Below are 16477 nucleotides of genomic sequence, written 5' to 3' on the forward strand. Positions count from 1 at the left end.
CAGGCCGGCTCAGAGGGTGGTGACCAGAGCGACATCGTAGAACACCGCGCCAAAATGGCAGACCGCTGCGGCAAGCACGAATGCATGCCAGATCGCATTCTGGAAAGGCAGGCGCTTCCAAGCGTAAAACAATGTACCGATCGTATAAAGCAATCCCCCTGCGAGGATCATGTAGAAACCGAAGGTGGATGCTTTTTCGATCAGTGGTTTGGCCGCAAACACCACGACCCAGCCGAGCCCGAGATAGATCGGGACAGATAGTCTTTCCAAGCCTTTCAAATGGGCCAGCTTCATGAGGGCTCCGGCAAGCGCTCCAGTCCAGACCACGGCCAGCAGGACACCGCCTGTCCAGCCGCCGACAATGATTGCTGCCAGTGGGGTATAGGTCCCTGCGATCATCAGGAAAATCGCGGCGTGGTCCAACCGCCGAAGAATACCGGCTTTGTGGTCTTTGGCGAACATGTTGTAGAGCGCGGAGCAGACCAGCATGGTCATCAGGCAGGCCGCGTAGATCATGACGGTGACCTGGCGCGCGGGATCGCCGGCATTCCATAGAGTTACAGCCAATATGATCGTCGCCGTCAGCCCGAGGCAAATTCCGATGATGTGAATCGCGCCATCTGCAATGAATTCCGCCAAGGTCGGAGGCCTGATCGTGGTCATTCTCTAACTCCTTCATGGAAAGTGTGACACGGCGCCTGCAGCAAGGCGAGTCACGAAATGGTTTCCGGTTTGAAGCATTGGTGAACAGACAAGCAAACAAAAGAGTTCGGAATGAATGACGGAGAGTTATTCTAAAGTAGTAATAGGAGGGTCAGCGTTTTTCCTGATCTTGCTCAAATTGCCCAAAGTTGCTTTAAAATTTCAACTTGGAATTTTTCGCCTGATTTACACCCGCAATCTGGAATTCCTTCATGAGCAACCATCTCTTCGACACTTTGACAGCTTTCATTCCCGATCTTGAAAAAGACTTTCTGAAGAACCCGGATGGCTCTGTCCTAACGTACAAGGAGATGCTTGCCCGTTCATCGCAATATGCTGGTGCACTGGTGAAACTTGGGATCAAGCCGGACGACAGGGTTGCGGTCCAGGTAGAGAAATCATCCGATGCCCTGATGCTTTACCTCGGTGTCATCCGGGCTGGAGCAGTGTTCGTCCCTCTGAATTCCGCGTACACGCCATCTGAAATGAGTTTCTTCATATCAGATGCGGAACCTGCACTGTTCGTTTGTGACCCCGTCAACGCGGATGCCCTGGCCGGTATTGCGCAAAAAGAAGGGGTGAAGCTTCACACGCTTGATGCTGAAGGAAGAGGGAGCTTGAGCACCCTCGCAGACAGCATGCCGACCAGTTTCGATACAAGGCCGAGGGATGGCGAGAACCTCGCCGCAATTCTGTACACTTCAGGAACAACAGGCCGGTCCAAGGGAGCAATGCTCAGCCATGAAAACCTGGTTTCCAATTCACTGACCATGAAGAAGGTCTGGCGGTTCACCGAAGACGACGTGCTTTTGCATGCCATGCCGATCTTCCATGCTCATGGACTGTTCGTGGCGACCAACTGCCTGATGATGGCAGGGGGCTCCTTGTTGTTCTTGCCGAAGTTCGATCTTGAGCAAGTGCTTGAACTGTTGCCGAAAGCCACTGCCATGATGGGCGTGCCGACGTTCTACACCAGACTGCTCGGTTCGGACGCCTTTACCCGTGATCTGGTACGGCATATGCGCGTGTTCATTTCCGGTTCGGCCCCGCTGTCGGCCGAAGTGCACAAGGAGTTTGCGCAGCGAACCGGCCATTCGATCATCGAGCGCTATGGCATGACCGAGACGAGCATGAACACCTCCAACCCATATGATGGGGAACGTCGCCCGGGCAGCGTTGGATTTCCGTTGCCGGGTGTCGGATTGCGCATCGTTGATGAAAAGACCGGCCGCGAGGTATCGCCGGGAGAGGTCGGCATCATTGAGGTCAAGGGGCCGAATGTATTCCAGGGGTATTGGAGAATGCCCGCAAAAACGGCGCAGGAATTCCGTGTCGACGGCTATTTCATCACCGGCGACATGGGGCGGGTTGATGAAGGTGGTTACATCTCGATTGTCGGACGCGCGAAAGATCTGATCATTTCCGGTGGCTTCAATGTCTATCCCGCTGAAGTGGAAGCGGTGTTGGACAGTTTCGAAGGGGTTGCGGAAAGTGCCGTTATCGGCGTGCCGCACCCGGACTTCGGCGAAGGCGTCATAGCGGTGCTTGCTGCAAAGCCGGGCGAGACACTGAGTGACGACGCAATTCGGGCTTCCCTTACCAACCAGCTCGCCAAGTTCAAGCAGCCGAAGAAGTTCCATGTGCTGGACGCCTTGCCCCGAAACACCATGGGCAAGATCCAGAAGAACGTGCTCAGGGAGAGGTATCAGAAGGATTTTGCCTGAAATCTGGATCAGGACGACGCCGGGGCATCTTTATCCAGAGCAACCAGACAATAGGCGAAACAAGCTGCGATCATGACGGCCAGCGTCCAGAAAATGGACGAGAAACTGGTGTGCATTGCAAGCAGAACACTGCCAAGCGTCACGCCCAGGGTTCCGCCGACCAGACGGCAGGTTATGATCAGCCCGCTGACTTCTCCCTGCTTTTCAAGCGGTACCGCGTTGACGGTAATTCGTCCTGTCGGGATCATCGAATAGGGCAGTGTCGCGCCCCAAAGGAACAGCATCGGTGCAAGCAGCCAGTAGTTTTTGAAAACCAGCGTGGCTGCAATCAAACCGCAGCTCAACGCCAGCAATGCCATGGAAACCAGTACAGGCTTGCGCGCGCCGGCCTTATCCGCGTATCTGCCGGCAAATGCCGCAAGGAAGGGGAAGGGCAGAACACCAACGGCCGTGCCTATGCCCGCCCAAAGAGCTGAGAACCCCATCTCGAGTTGAAGAAAGTGCGGTATGAAAATCGCCACGATGATCTTGCTCATCTGGGACAGCAGAATGACCAGAGCGCTTGCGTGAAAAGGCTTGAGCTTGAAAAGCCTGACATCGATCAGCGGTTTGCTTTGTCTCGCCTCATAGCCGACAAAAACTGTAAGCCCCACAATGCCGACAACGAGCGTGCCGAGGATCGCCGGTGAAGCCCAGCCGAAATCCGGGCCTTCCATCAGTCCGAATATGAGCGATGTCATGCCGATCAGCAGCAGCACCAGACCGATGCGGTCGATGACCGGACGTTTCAGTTCCTTCTCCGGCTTTTTCCAGAGCAGGCAGGCAAAGACACCACCGGCTACCACGATGGGAATGTTAATCCAGAACACCCAACGCCATGACAGGAAGTCCGTCAGAATACCGCCGAGCATCGGCCCGATCGCCAGAAAAATCGTGGCCATGCCGGCAAGAATGCCAATCGCCCGGCCGCGCTCTTCCTGATCGAAAGTGAGCGTCGCCGCAGCCAGTGTCATGGGAAACATGATCGCGGCGCAAAGACCCTGGACGACGCGCATCGCGATCAACATCGCAGTGTTGTCAGCCAGCCCGGCCAAGAGGCTTGCGGCAGCAAACACCGAACAGCTGACGATCATCGCAGGGCGAAGACCGAACAGATCGATCGCCTTACCTCCGATTGCGGCAAAGCAGGTGAATGCGAGCATGTATGAATTGATGATCCAATGGGCAGTCGTGGCAGACATGCCGAACTCGGAGCGGATCGCCGGAAGTGAGACGCCAAGGATGGTCTCGTCCAGCATGACCAGTCCGCCGAGCCCGCCGACCGCAAGAACGAGACCTCGTTTCCGATCTTTTTCGGAAAGTGCAAGCATCAACTTCCCCCATCGTCAGCCCTGTTTCACAACTTGCAGCATAGGGTACTTGCACGACAAAAGCATAGATGTTTCTGAGGTTTGAAAAAACATCCGTAGTCGAACCCTGAACACCGGCGTCGATAGGGGGCGGAGAGAGAACACTTGTGAATTCGCGTCGTTTCGTAGTTGTCAGTCGATCGGGCCTTTCTTCTTCAGCGCGACCATCCCGTACGCAGAGCAAAAGGCAACCAGGATGGCGGGCACCACGAAAACGGATTCAAAGCCCGCCCCGATGGCCACCAGCAAGCCGCTCATCACCATGCCGAGCGTGCTGCCGAGAAGGCGGGCGGTGATGACCAGCCCGCTGACCTCCCCCTGCTTTTGACTTGGAACCGAGCTGGTCGAAACAAGGCCTGCCGGAACCATGGCGTAGGGAAGCGCGATCCCCCACAAAAGAAGAGCTGGAACAAGTATCCAGATACTCTTGAGGATCACGGCCCCCGCGATAGCGAGATTGGCGATAGCGAGGACCGCCATGGAAACCACGACGGGGATGCGAGGCCCATGTTTGTCGGCGAAACTTCCGGCGCGGGCAGAGAGGAACGGAAATGGAAAGACGGCGAACAACGTTCCCATGCCTGCCCAGAGTGCCGAGTACGACAGCTCCATTTGCAGAAAGCGAGGAACATAGATTACGACAATCATCTTGCTCATCTGGGTCAAAATGTAGATGAGAGCACCTGTGTGAAATGGCATCAAGCGGAACAGCCGAACATCTATCAACGGTTCGCGGTGCCTGAGTTCAAAGACTGCAAAGGCCGCGAGACCGATAACGCCGCATAAAATTGTTCCGAAGACAGTGGGCGAGCTCCAACCGAGATCTGGTCCCTCAACCAACCCAAATATGAACGAGGTGAGGCCGACGACCAAAAGAACAAGTCCGATCAGATCGATTTTGGGTTGCTTGACTTCCCGGTCGGGCTCTCTCCAGAGCAGGAAGGCGATCAGTCCGCTTGCCAGTACAATTGGGACATTAATCCAGAATACCCACCGCCATGAGAGGAACTGGGTCAGAACTCCGCCGACAAGCGGACCAAGGGCCAAAAAGACAGTTACCATGCCGACAAGGGTGCCGATAGCCCGCCCGCGTTCTTCCTCGTTGAAAGTGAGCGTCGTAGCCGTCAGCGCCATGGGAAACAGGATGGCGGCGCATAGGCCCTGAATAGTGCGCATCGAGATCAGCATCGCGGCGTCGTTGGAAAATCCCGCCACGACGCACGAGATAGCAAAGACGGAACAAGTAACGACAAGCGCCGGTCTCAAACCGAATAAATCCAGAGCCTTGCCACCAATCGCGGCAAAACAGGTAAAGGCGAGCAGGTAGGAATTCACGATCCAGTGGGTTGTCGTCAAAGACAATCCCAAGTCATGCCTGATGGTGAATAGGGACACTCCGAGGACCGTTTCATCAAGGTTCACAAGACCGCCGAAGCATCCCATTGCCAGAATAAGTCCGCGCTTCCGCGCGCGCTCGGAAAGTGCAAACAAGTTACGTTTCCCGGACGGCGGAGAAAGAGAACCGGACATGAGGCTGAAATCCTGACATAAAATTGCTCAGCTCGAAGTTTCTGCGCACTTCCTAAAGGATAACTTCTAATCAATTTCAACGTGCCGAACGCGTCAGGTCGGCATATTATGCTCGCGCTTCGGCCTCCTTTTCCCGCGCAACAGCAGCATATGCACAGCAAGCGGCGACTATGGCTGCCATCGCACAAATCAACCGGCTGGATTCGGCTCCCATTGCCAACATTAGGCTGCCCAAAGTCACGCCGAGCGTACCACCGAGAAGACGAGCAGTCATGACAAGAACCAGGCCCCGCTGCCTTTTTTGTCTCGGAGATCACCAATTGCCCGACTTCTCCCTCGGCTTTGATGTTTCGATCTCAAAATTCGACTGTGTGTTACCGCAGAATACGCAATTCTCGCGAGTTTCTTCAAAGACTTGAGGTCTGTGTCCCGAAAGCCAGAGTTGAAAGCGCTGTGTCCGTTTGTCTGCTCCAGGAGGAAAGCGCGGTGGCAAGGCGTGCGGCGGGACTGTCTTCCGGGTCGGACGCGCGTCTGACACACCACCAGTCGAGGGAAACCCCTTCTTCGCTGATTGGTCTGGCGACAAGTGTTCCGTCGGCAAGCTCAGGTTCAATGGCCCATTTGCTGAACAGCGTGACACCGAAACTGGCCCGTACGAGATCGATCACGGCTTCAGGTGTCGGCATAGGCGTCAAGCGCCTGAAGGGCACTGTCGGTTCTCCAAGCAAGGTGGTCCAGTCGAAGCCGGGTTCCGCGGTCAGGGGGTAGGTGAAGAAGCGTTCCTCTCCCATGTTCAGACTGTTGACGACCGGTTCGTTCGCAAGAGGGTGGTTCTTCGAAAGAACAGCCACGACCGGATGAGATCCCAACTTGATCGAGCGAAACTTCGAGAGCGCGGGCTCCCGGCCAAAAACAAGCGAGACATCGACAGACCCGTCCAGAAGCGCTGCGAGAGGGTGGGCTGTCGCTCGTCCGGACAAATCGACCGCAAGAGCTGAATCTGCCGTTTCCAGGTAATCGAGAAAAGCCGGAAACCAGTGGTATCGGCTGTAGGTTGCCTGGCCGAGCCGAACAAGTACACGAGCTTCGCGGGTCGAAGCTTCCAGTTCCTGTTCCAGGCGAAAGAGCTCGGCGAGGAAAGTCTCACCGAGACGGCGCAAACGTTCCCCTTCGAGGGTCAGCTCCAGGCCCGTATCGGCGCGTTGTACCAGCGGAAGACCAATTCTTCTTTCTGCTTCCCGCAGACGATGAGAAGCAGCCGACTGGGTAACGCCAAGGCGCAAGGCTGAGGAAGTCATGCTGCCGGTTTCCGCCAGGGCCGACAGAAGCGTGAGGTGATGAACGGCTAGTTTCGGGATCATGTGTGTATGAAATCATTTCATGATCAGAATGAAAACTAAGAATTTTATTTATTTTCCCGAGCGGGGTATCGACAGGCTATGTCGATCTCATCTCTATCAAAATTCAATTTGAACCCCTTTGGCGCAACCCTCGTCATTGTCGCCTGCGCCGTTTGTTTCGGGCTGGTGCCTGTGTTCGTTCGAGAGCTGAAGGAACTTGGTGCCGGGCCCGCGTCGATTGCGCTCTATCGCTATGGTTTCTCCGCATTCATGTTGCTGCCGTTTCTACCATTGGAAAGACACAAGCGAGGAAGCGCTCTTCTGCTTGCCGGAGCCGGTGCTGTGCTGGGGCTAAGCCTGATCGGTTATCTTGAGGCTATTTCAAATGCGCCTGTAGCAGCGGCCGGGGTCGTTTACATGTCCTATCCGGTATTCGCTTCCCTGTTCGCCTGGATCCTGCTGAAGCAGTCCCCCAGCCTGAGGTCCTTTGCTGCAGCCGGACTTGTTCTCGGTGCGGCTGCGTTGCTGCTTGACCCATCGCTCTTGTCGCCTGAAGTGATGTCTTCTCTGCTTTGGGCGATACCGGCTCCCGTAGCCTTTGGATTCCTTGTAGTGGTTCTGAGCGGGTTGAGCGGACAACTCAATTCACTGGAAAGGACGGCTTGCGGTCTGGTGGGGGCTCTTGTCGGGTTGACACCGGTTGCCCTCCAGGAAGGGCAGGGAACGCTTTTGCCGGCCTCGTCTTCCCAATGGGGACTGATCATTGTCATGGGATTGATGACCGCACTTGTTCCGCAGGTTCTCTTTTCCTTTGCCTGCCAGAAGGTTGGGCCGGTTCGCGCATCGGCCGCCGGCAGCTTTGAATTGCCGACCATGTTCCTCGTGGGGTTCTTTGTCTTTGGCGAAAGTGTCGGTGTCCGGGAAGCGCTGTCCGCGGCGCTGGTCTTGTCAGCAATTCTGCTGGCGCCATCAATAGGTGCAAAGCCCAAGAAAAGCGACTGGATTGGAAGTCCGAAAGAAGTGTCTTGATAAAAAGTATCTTGATATAAAGATAAAAACACACTATCTCCAAATCACCCGGGCAGGTAAAAGCCCGGAACGATTTTGGAGTAGATGCAAATGACAGCTCGTAATCCCGATCATCCGGTCCAGGACCTGTTTGTCGACCGGTGGTCACCCCGCGCTTTTGACGGTTCCGAAATGCCGGAAACTGATCTGAAGACCATTCTGGAAGCTGCGCGCTGGGCGCCGTCCGCTTTCAATATCCAGCCTTGGCGATTTGTCTATGCGTTGCGGGGTGACGCTCATTGGCAGAAGCTTGTGGAACTGCTCAACCCGTTCAACCTGGACTGGGCTCAGCATTCTTCAGCGCTGGTTTACTTGTTCTCGGACACTGAGGTTGACGGCAAGGAAGGCAAACCAAATCGCGCCAACGGAAGTCATTCCTTTGACGCCGGGTCGGCCTGGGCACACGCGGCCTTGCAGGCGACCGCGCTTGGCTATCACACCCACGGAATGGCAGGTATCCATAAGGATCGTGTTCACGAGGTTTTGGGCGTGCCGGAACGTTTCAAGCCAGAGATTGCATTCGCGATCGGCAGACAGGGCGATGCTTCGCGGCTTGACGAGAGCCTTCAGGCAAGGGAAACGCCGAGTGCCCGTATGCCGCTGTCGGACATAGCCTTTGCCGGTTCCTGGGGGTGAATACCTGTCTTTCGAGCGCGGCGTAAAAAAGGCTGCAGGCATTGCCTGCAGCCTTTTTCGTAGAGACGGGTCGTCGATCACGCAGGCGTGTCTGCCGGCGCTTCCGTTGAGGTCTTGGCCGGTTTTCTGGTGAATTTCTCACGCAGCCTTTGAACAGCGACATAGAGCACGGGGATCATCAGAAGCCCGATGGTGCTGTCCAGGATCATGCCGGCGAACACCGGCAGGCCGATTGAAACACGGCTCGCCGATCCGGCGCCTGATGCAAACACCAGCGGCAGAACGCCGACAATGAAGCAAAGACCGGTCATGGTGACAGGGCGAAAGCGTGTATGGGCTGCGCTGATGGCCGCGTCCACGATGCTCATGCCGTCGTCACGGCAATTGCGGGAGAACTCAACCAGCATGATAGCCTTTTTGGCAGCAAGACCGATCAACAGCACCATGCCGATTTGCGCATAGATGTTGTTGTCCAGAACCGGGATCAGATAGAGCGGTATCAGAGCCCCGCAAACGGCAAAGACAGCCGAAAGCATCACCGCAATCGGCAACATCCAACTCTCGTACTGGGCAACCAGACACAGATACGCGAATAGGAATGCCAGCAGCAGGATGTAAATCACGTAGGACCCGGCTTCGATCTCCTGAAGGGACATACCCGTCCATTCGACGGAATAGCCGTCCGGAAGCACTTCCTTCGCAACCTGTTCAAAAGCCGCAATACCGTCACCTGTGCTGTAGCCGATATTGGTCAATCCCTGGACAGCGGCCGAACGTTCGAGATTGTAGCGGGTCACGCTTTGAGGTCCGACCACAGCTTCCAGACTGACCAGCGTGCTGAGCGGGATCATGTCTCCTGAAGAGCTCTTCACATAGATCGAGCCGACATCGTCAAGCGTTTGCCGGTATTCGGCCTCCGAAGACAGGATCACCCAGAACACCTTGCCGTCGAGCAGGAAGTTGTTGACGTAGTAAGTGCCAAGATTGGCCTGCAGCACAGTGAATATGTCGCTGATATCAACCCCGAGGGCTTCCGCCTTGTCCCGGTCGAGTTCAACCTGGTACTCCGGTGAACTTGCGGAGATGGAGCTGAAGACCTGCAGGAACACGGGGTTGGTATTGGAGGCCGACAGGACAGCGTTTGTCACGGCACCGAGATCAACAACGCTTGCTCCAGCGTCGTCCTGGATTTGCGCAGCGATGCCGCCTGATATTCCAAGACCGTCAATGGGAGGTAGCGGGAAAACAAATGACACTGCCTCGTCAATCGTGGCGAGTCTTTCATTGAGTGTCTTCAGGATGTTGTACCACTGGGTTTCTTTGGTCTTCCTTTCACTCCAGGGTGCCAGGATCGGGATCAGTGTTGCGAAGTTCGACCCGTCCCCGGCGATAATGCTGAAGCCAGGAACGGCAATGACGTCCTGAACGCCTTCGACTTCGCGGATCATCGTGGTCATGGTTTTTGCCACGGCCTCGGTGCGTTGCAGTGAGGCGCCTTCCGGTAACTTGACATTGGCAAAGAGGACGCCCTTGTCCTCCAGCGGAATGAAGCCCGTCGGAGTTTCGCGGAACATGAACACCGTGGCCACAAAGGCAGCAACCAGAATGAGCAATGACACGGCGATGTTGCGGATCATGACCCGCACAAGCGCCACATAGGCATTGCGTATTTTGTCGACCAGGGCTCCGAAGAAATACAGCGGCCCATGCCGATTCTTGTCAGACCGGCGCAACAGCATTGAGCAAAGAACCGGTGACAGGGTCAGCGCGTTCACTGCGGACAGGCAGAACGCAATGGTGATCGTGAGCGCGAATTGAAGGTAGATTTCTCCGGTAATGCCGGGGAAAAAACAGACCGGCACAAAGACCGCCAGCAGCACAAAAGTGGTCGCAATGATCGGGCTTGTCACCTGATCCATTGCCTTGAGCGTGGCCTCGCGTGGCGCCAGCCCTTCCTCCTCCATGATCCTTTCGGTGTTCTCTATTATGACGATGGCATCGTCAACGACGAGCGTGATTGCCAGAATGACGCCGAACAAGGTGATCAGATTGGCCGAGAATCCGATGAGGAAAAGAATGGCAAAGGTTCCAAGCAGTGAAACCGGAATTGCAATGGCCGGAATGATAACCGCACGCCAGCTCATCAGGAACATGAACACCACGAAGACCACCAGGCCCGTGGTCATGGCCAGTGTTGTGAGAATTTCCTCGATGGATGCCTTCACGGCCTTGGTGATGTCGTAGAGCAGCTTGTATTCCACACCATTGGGGAAACTCGCCTGCATCTTGTCGAGCTCTGCATAGACGCTGTTTGCAACATCGAGAGCATTTGCCCCCGGTGACTGATAGATCGCGATCGCGGTCGATGGCTTGTTGTTGAGTGTTGCAAAAGCCGAATAGGAACTGGAGCCAAGTTCAACCCGGGCGACGTCCCGCAGTCGCACAAGCTGACCGGAAGATGAGCCTGATACAATGATGTCGCCGAACTGTTGGGCGGTTTCCAGTAGGCCATCAGCTTTCAGTGAGAACTGGAAATCGGTCGGCCCGTTGAATGGAGCTCCGCCAATCTGACCGGCTGTCGCCTGCGCGTTCTGTGCCTGGATGGCACTGGACAGATCCGTCGCCGTCAGGTCGAGCGCAGTCATCTGATCCGGCCGCATCCACACGCGCATGCTGTAATCAAGAGGACCGAACTGCGAGACGCTGCCGACACCGGGCAGGCGAGACAGGCGATCCTGGACGTGGATGGTGGCGTAGTTGCTCAGATAGATCGCGTCCCGGCTTTCGTCCGGGGAAACCAGATTGACCACCAGAAGCATGTTGGCGGACTGTTTCTTGGTGGCAACACCCAGGTTCTTGACCGATTGCGGCAATTGAGGTTCCGCCAGCGCAACGCGGTTCTGCACATTGACGGCGGCAATATCGGGGTCCGTGCCGATCTCGAAGGTGATGGTGAGAGTGTAGGTACCCGCATTGGAGCTGATCGAAGACATGTAGATCATGTTTTCAACGCCGTTCACCTGGTCTTCGATCGGGATCGCGACCGATTTTTCGATCAGCTCTGAATCAGCGCCGGGGAACTGCGCCGTGACAACGACTTGCGGTGGCGTGACGTTCGGATATTCCGAAATGGGAATGAACACGATGGCGATGATCCCGACCAGCGAGGCTATCAGAGACAGGACCAGCGCAAAGTTCGGTCGATCAATGAAGAATTTGGAGAGCATGGCTTGAAGACTCTCCTAGCTTTTGGCTTCGACTGGGGCGACGGTCATGTCGGGTTTGACCCGTTGCAATCCCTGAACGATGACCTGTTCGCCTTCCTTCAGGCCCGACTTGACTTCCCAGAGAGAGCCGGACTGTCGGCCCAGCGTGATGTCCTGACGTTTCACCTTGTTGTCGCTGTCAACGACATAGACAAAGTGACCCTTTGCATCGAGCTGAATGGCTGTCTGGGGAACGGCGGCCAGTTTGGCCGGATCGGCAGCCTCGACAGTCACGTTCACAAACTGTCCGGGAATGAGCAGGTTTTTCGGATTGTCGAAGGTTGCGCGCAGCTCAATGGTATCGCTGCTCTGATCGACAGTCGTGCCGACATAGGTAACCTTGCCGGCAGACGGAAACTGAGTGCCGTTTGTCATGGTCAGGTTGACCTTGAAAGTGGCGCTGTCATTTCCGATCAGCCCGGCTTCCCGATCTTCGATCAGATCCTTTTCGCCCATATAGAACGACACATAGATCGGGTCGACGCTGGTAACCGTTGCCAGCGTGCCGGTGTTGGAATCAACCAGGTTGCCGACATTGACATTGGTCTTGCTGATACGGCCGTCTATCGGGCTGTTGATGTTGGTGTAGCTGAGGTTGATGTCGGCAGTATCCAGATTGGCTTGTGCCTCATCGACATTTGCCTGATCCGTAGCGGTCGTTGCTTTCTGCTTGTCGTAGTTGGCTTGCGAGATATCGCCCTTGGCCAGAAGTTGGCGTTGGCGTTCGAGTTCAATCTGGGAGTTTTCAAGAGCCGCCTTCGCACCTTCAAGTGTTGCCTTGGCCTGGTCGACGCTTGCCTGATAGAGATCCTTCTCGATGACGTAGAGAAGGTCGCCCTTCTTGACGGTGCCGCCTTCCGTGAAGTTGCGTTTGTCGAGGTACCCTTCGACCCTGGCAACAATGTCGACGGTGCTGACAGCTTCCACGCGGCCGACATAGCGGGACGCATTGTTTGCCGTGATTGTCGAAACCTTTGCCACAGTGACTTTTTGCGGTTGCGTCGATGTGTCCTGTGCGTTCGCCGCGAACGCGGTCAATAGAGCTGACGCCAGTCCTAGAAACACTTTCGCCGATTTCATGTCCCCTCCGGCCAACAATCAAAATTTCGCAATTAGAAACGATATCATAACCGGAATAATCAGCGATGCGAGGAGTTTAGGGACAATTTACGATTTTATTTTCCGTGCGCGTCAACTTGCTCGGGTTGCCTTTGCGACTGCGGCAATCTGCACGGCGTTTGTTGCAAAGCTGCGTCCTATAGTGACGATTATCCGACAACGTGGGCAGAGGCCGGAATGAGCAAATCAGACAGGTTGCCGAGGGAAAGTTATCTCAACAGCTACTATGCGACCGGGGATTACATGGACACGTTCTCTGTTTCTCTGGAGGGCAGGCAGGATCTGCAGGCAGCTGACATTCGTGTTTTGGCCGACCACATCCTCAATGCTGATATCGCCTGGATGAATGCCCTGTTGAGGGCGCGGGACATGGTTGTCAAACCACTTGGCATGAAAACGACCAGCGACCTGGCGCGCGAACAGTCACAAGTTCCGATGAGTGCACGGCAACCCGGCGATCGGATCGGGTTTTTCAAGATCTACAGCGTGACGGAAAACGAGATCGTGCTGGGCGAGGACGATTGGCACCAGGATTTCCGCCTGTCGATTTTCCGTAAGATCGGGCCGAAGCCGGGCGTTTTCGCATCTACCTGCTGCAAGCGCCACAATCTGTTCGGCCATCTCTACCTGGCTCTCATTTTGCCGCTGCACAAGAAGATCGCGGCGACGGTACTGGATTACGCCACCGCGCAGGATCTGGCTGCTGTTTAGGATTCCAGATGTCCGGTCTTGCGCCAGACCCGGGTGCCTTGCGCCGTTTTGATGGACTGCCGGCTTCCCGGCGGAAGCCGCAGCCAGGTTCCCTGGTCGTATCGGCCGTCCCCATCCTCGAAACTGCCTTCGATAACGAAATACTCGGCGCCTCCGGGAAACTCCTGCTCGTCGAACTGTGAGCCGCGCTCCCAGTTCAGCATGACGACTTCCTCATCCGGGCGAACGAACAGAGGAAGAATGTGCTCACCGGAGCGGCCCGCCTGCCAACCCGCTGGGTCCAGCGTGTTGACGCGGACATAAGTGTCGTCTTCAGCCTGCATCTGCCTCAACTTTACCAGGATGACTGCGCCAGGTTCGCTGGAGGGTACGTGACGGGAGCCGGGAGGATTGCGCACATACATGCCTTTGGGAAAGTCGCCGCTTTCGTCAGAAAAAACACCGTCAAGAACCAGAAACTCCTCGCCCATATCGTGGGTATGGGCGGAAAAGGCAGAGCCCGGTGCATAACGGACCAAACTGGTTGCGCGCGCTACCTCGTCGCCGTCCCGCTCCAGCATGCGTCGTTCCACACCCGCCATCGGGGAGGGGATCCAGTCAAGCGTAGCGCTGTCGACGACAGCGCGTTCTGTCAGATCGGCGTGAATTTTCATCAAGTCTATCCCTCTTGACGGGTTGTTTCTAATTAAAATGGACTATAGGACGCGTATTTGAAGAGGCGGGACATGAATTAGAAGTGATCGGCTTGTTAAGCCGGGACTGAAGCGGTGGAATGCTGGGAAAAAGCCGGATTCCGGCAAGGCCGGCTTTGCAAGTCTTCCGGAATCGTGCTGACTACCGCCCTGCACGGATTCAACGCACGGAGTTAAAGCAGCACCGCCGCTGCACTAGAAGTGATTGCATGACGGTACAGATCGATATCGGTGAAATGACAGGCGGTGCGCGGGCCGGGCTTGACTTGGAAGAGCTCCTGGCCACGCGGCTTTTGGTTCAGGGGAACTCCGGTTCCGGTAAGTCGCATCTGCTTCGCAGACTTCTGGAACAATCGGCCAGCTGGGTGCAGCAGGCCATCATCGATCCTGAAGGCGACTTCGTATCTCTGGCCGACAAGTTCGGCCACGTCGTTGTGGACGCTGTCGGAACCGAAAAAGATCTCCAGATGATTGCCGGGCGGGTGCGTCAGCACCGCGTTTCCGTCGTCCTGAACCTGGAAGGCCTTGACGCTGATCGTCAGATGAAAGCAGCGGCGACCTTTCTCGACGGGCTTTTCGATGCCGATCGGGATCTTTGGTATCCAATGATTGTCGTTGTCGACGAAGCGCAGCTCTTTGCTCCGGCTGCAGCGGGTGAAGTTACCGAAGAGGCACGCCGCCGGTCTCTCGGAGCCATGACCAATCTGATGTGCCGCGGCCGCAAAAGAGGTCTGGCGGGTGTCATCGCGACCCAGCGTCTGGCCAAGCTTGCAAAGAACGTCGCTGCAGAAGCCTCGAATTTTTTGATGGGCCGGACGTTCCTCGACATCGACATGGCTCGCGCCGCGGATCTGCTCGGAATGGAACGCCGTCAGGCGGAAAGCTTCCGCAATCTGGATCGCGGACATTTCATTGCTCTTGGTCCGGCGATGTCTCGCCGTCCGGTTCCCGTCAAGATCGGCCCGGTGGAAACAATGGGCCGCGGCGGCAGTCCGAAATTGATGCCTTTGCCGGAGCAGCCGAAGGAAGAGGCCAAGGATCTGATCTTTACCCCCGCCGAAGGCGAGGCTCCGGTGGTGCGGCAGCGCTTTGTCGAGCCGGTTGTGTCTACCGGAGATGTGCTTGATCAGCTGACAAGCGCAGAACGCGCAAGTGACGAGGCAACGCCTCAACCGGAGAGTCTGCTCGATTTCGGCGAGCGCGAAGAAAAGATCTCCGAAATCATTGCCGGCATTCTGGAAGACGAAGAAGCCGCCTTCCAGCCGATCGCTACGCTGTACCAGGATTTCCAGGTCCGTTGTCGAATTGCCAAGCTACCGGGCGGGGCTCCGGACCTGCAGGCGTTTCGTGAGAAGCTTTCAGTGGCTCGAGCCGGGGTTGAAAAGGGCGAAGTCGATGACGGTGCCTGGGCCCAGGCGGAACTGATCGCCTCGGAATTGCCGGATGACATGCGCGGTGTTTATCTGCTGCTGGCAAAAGCGGCCCTGGCAAAGGCACCATGTCCGGGAAACCTGGAAATCGCGACAGCCTATGGGACGCGCTCGCCGGGGCGTGCCAGATGGTTGCTGAGCCATATGGAAGAGCGCGGTTTTCTTGTCTGCGCCACGGATCTTCGCGGCAATCGCATCGTTACGCTGACGGATCTCGGTTGGCAAACGGCACCCGGCGACGAAGCTGCTGCCTGAAACAGCTTAACAAAAGCAGTGGTCAGCCCGAGCAGATTTTGAGAGCGGGCAGGCTGTCAATGTGAATATTCCAGCTTGCTCTTCTGGTAACGAGCATGCGCACGCCTGAAACGTTGATTCGGGAGGTGTTCAGACTTCCTGATGAAACGGCCAGAAGTTTGCGATTAGCTCGTTTCTGAAGATTGAGCTCGGGAAAACCCGGTCTGGCAGTCGGCTCTATCACTCTTAAAAGGCGAGAGGCTGATCCTTGTTCAAATGTGCGCCGGACGTCAGATCGCCGGGCGCATACGGCTGCGCACACGCATCGCTTTAGAGGTTTCAACCGGTTGCCGTGCCAGCAAGTAGTCCAGTTGCGAAAGCTCCAGGGTGATGCCATCAATCGTCCGGCTCAGGACATTTTCCATGTAACTTCCTGCCGGAGAACGGTCGCGGATCTGTTTCGCCCGGTCCCGCGCCTTTTGCAGGTAGGCAATCATGGTGCGGACCTCGTCTGGCGTTACATCGGTCGGCTGCTGTGCCGCCAGCAGGGACGGCGAAGACGACAAGGCGACGGAGTACTGCGCTTGAGCTGGATGAGCAAACTGCATTGGCAACC

At 56.2% G+C, this 16477-nt stretch carries 14 protein-coding genes; 5 read left to right on the forward strand and 9 right to left on the reverse strand.

Annotated elements, in window-relative coordinates:
• Positions 1–9: 9 nt before the first annotated feature.
• Positions 10–663: a PAQR family membrane homeostasis protein TrhA gene (gene trhA / locus ABLO27_RS00485; RefSeq protein WP_353029820.1), complete on the reverse strand. Its 654-nt coding sequence runs from the start codon at positions 661–663 to the stop codon at positions 10–12.
• A 251-nt stretch (positions 664–914) separates the two neighbouring features.
• Here trhA and ABLO27_RS00490 point away from each other — a divergent pair, with 251 nt between their 5' ends.
• Positions 915–2426: a malonate--CoA ligase gene (locus ABLO27_RS00490; protein WP_353029821.1), complete on the forward strand. Its 1512-nt coding sequence runs from the start codon at positions 915–917 to the stop codon at positions 2424–2426.
• An 8-nt stretch (positions 2427–2434) separates the two neighbouring features.
• Here ABLO27_RS00490 and ABLO27_RS00495 read toward each other — a convergent pair whose 3' ends face one another.
• From ABLO27_RS00495 to ABLO27_RS00510, 4 genes are all read right to left on the reverse strand, one after another.
• Positions 2435–3796 (reverse strand): DHA2 family efflux MFS transporter permease subunit, encoded by a 1362-nt coding sequence (locus ABLO27_RS00495; protein WP_353029822.1) that lies wholly within the window; start codon positions 3794–3796, stop codon positions 2435–2437.
• 171 nt (positions 3797–3967) lie between these two features.
• Entirely contained in the window at positions 3968–5326 is a 1359-nt protein-coding gene (locus ABLO27_RS00500) for an MFS transporter (protein WP_353029823.1), read from the reverse strand.
• A gap of 145 nt (positions 5327–5471) precedes the next feature.
• Positions 5472–5639 carry a hypothetical protein gene (locus ABLO27_RS00505; RefSeq protein ID WP_353029824.1) on the reverse strand — a complete coding sequence of 56 codons (168 nt, stop codon included), beginning with the start codon at positions 5637–5639 and terminating at the stop codon, positions 5472–5474.
• Between the two features lie 133 nt (positions 5640–5772).
• Positions 5773–6726 carry a LysR family transcriptional regulator gene (locus ABLO27_RS00510; protein ID WP_353029825.1) on the reverse strand — a complete coding sequence of 318 codons (954 nt, stop codon included), beginning with the start codon at positions 6724–6726 and terminating at the stop codon, positions 5773–5775.
• Between the two features lie 78 nt (positions 6727–6804).
• Between ABLO27_RS00510 and ABLO27_RS00515 the strand changes: the two genes are divergently transcribed.
• Complete coding sequence (locus tag ABLO27_RS00515) at positions 6805–7734, forward strand: DMT family transporter (protein WP_353029826.1); 930 nt, start codon at positions 6805–6807, stop codon at positions 7732–7734.
• 84 nt (positions 7735–7818) lie between these two features.
• Positions 7819–8409 (forward strand): nitroreductase family protein, encoded by a 591-nt coding sequence (locus tag ABLO27_RS00520; RefSeq protein WP_417714732.1) that lies wholly within the window; start codon positions 7819–7821, stop codon positions 8407–8409.
• Between the two features lie 77 nt (positions 8410–8486).
• Here ABLO27_RS00520 and ABLO27_RS00525 read toward each other — a convergent pair whose 3' ends face one another.
• Entirely contained in the window at positions 8487–11636 is a 3150-nt protein-coding gene (locus ABLO27_RS00525) for an efflux RND transporter permease subunit (protein ID WP_353029828.1), read from the reverse strand.
• A gap of 15 nt (positions 11637–11651) precedes the next feature.
• On the reverse strand, positions 11652–12755 hold the full coding sequence (locus tag ABLO27_RS00530) for an efflux RND transporter periplasmic adaptor subunit (protein WP_353029829.1): 1104 nt from the start codon (positions 12753–12755) through the stop codon (positions 11652–11654).
• Between the two features lie 216 nt (positions 12756–12971).
• On the opposite strand from ABLO27_RS00530, the gene ABLO27_RS00535 reads away from it, so the two are divergent.
• Complete coding sequence (locus ABLO27_RS00535; protein ID WP_353029830.1) at positions 12972–13505, forward strand: DUF2867 domain-containing protein; 534 nt, start codon at positions 12972–12974, stop codon at positions 13503–13505.
• Here the strand turns inward: ABLO27_RS00535 and ABLO27_RS00540 are convergent.
• Positions 13502–14158, reverse strand: a complete 657-nt coding sequence (locus ABLO27_RS00540; RefSeq protein WP_353029831.1) for a cupin domain-containing protein — start codon at positions 14156–14158, stop codon at positions 13502–13504. The genes ABLO27_RS00535 and ABLO27_RS00540 overlap by 4 nt on opposite strands.
• Positions 14159–14406: 248 nt before the next feature.
• On the opposite strand from ABLO27_RS00540, the gene ABLO27_RS00545 reads away from it, so the two are divergent.
• The gene (locus ABLO27_RS00545) at positions 14407–15882 is read left to right on the forward strand and encodes an ATP-binding protein (protein WP_353029832.1); all 1476 of its coding nucleotides are present in this window, start codon (positions 14407–14409) and stop codon (positions 15880–15882) included.
• A gap of 269 nt (positions 15883–16151) precedes the next feature.
• On the opposite strand, the gene ABLO27_RS00550 is transcribed toward ABLO27_RS00545, so the two are convergent.
• On the reverse strand, positions 16152–16469 hold the full coding sequence (locus ABLO27_RS00550) for a hypothetical protein (protein WP_353029833.1): 318 nt from the start codon (positions 16467–16469) through the stop codon (positions 16152–16154).
• Positions 16470–16477 lie beyond the last annotated feature (8 nt).

The organism is Roseibium sp. SCP15, assembly GCF_040329435.1.
Lineage (GTDB): Bacteria > Pseudomonadota > Alphaproteobacteria > Rhizobiales > Stappiaceae > Roseibium.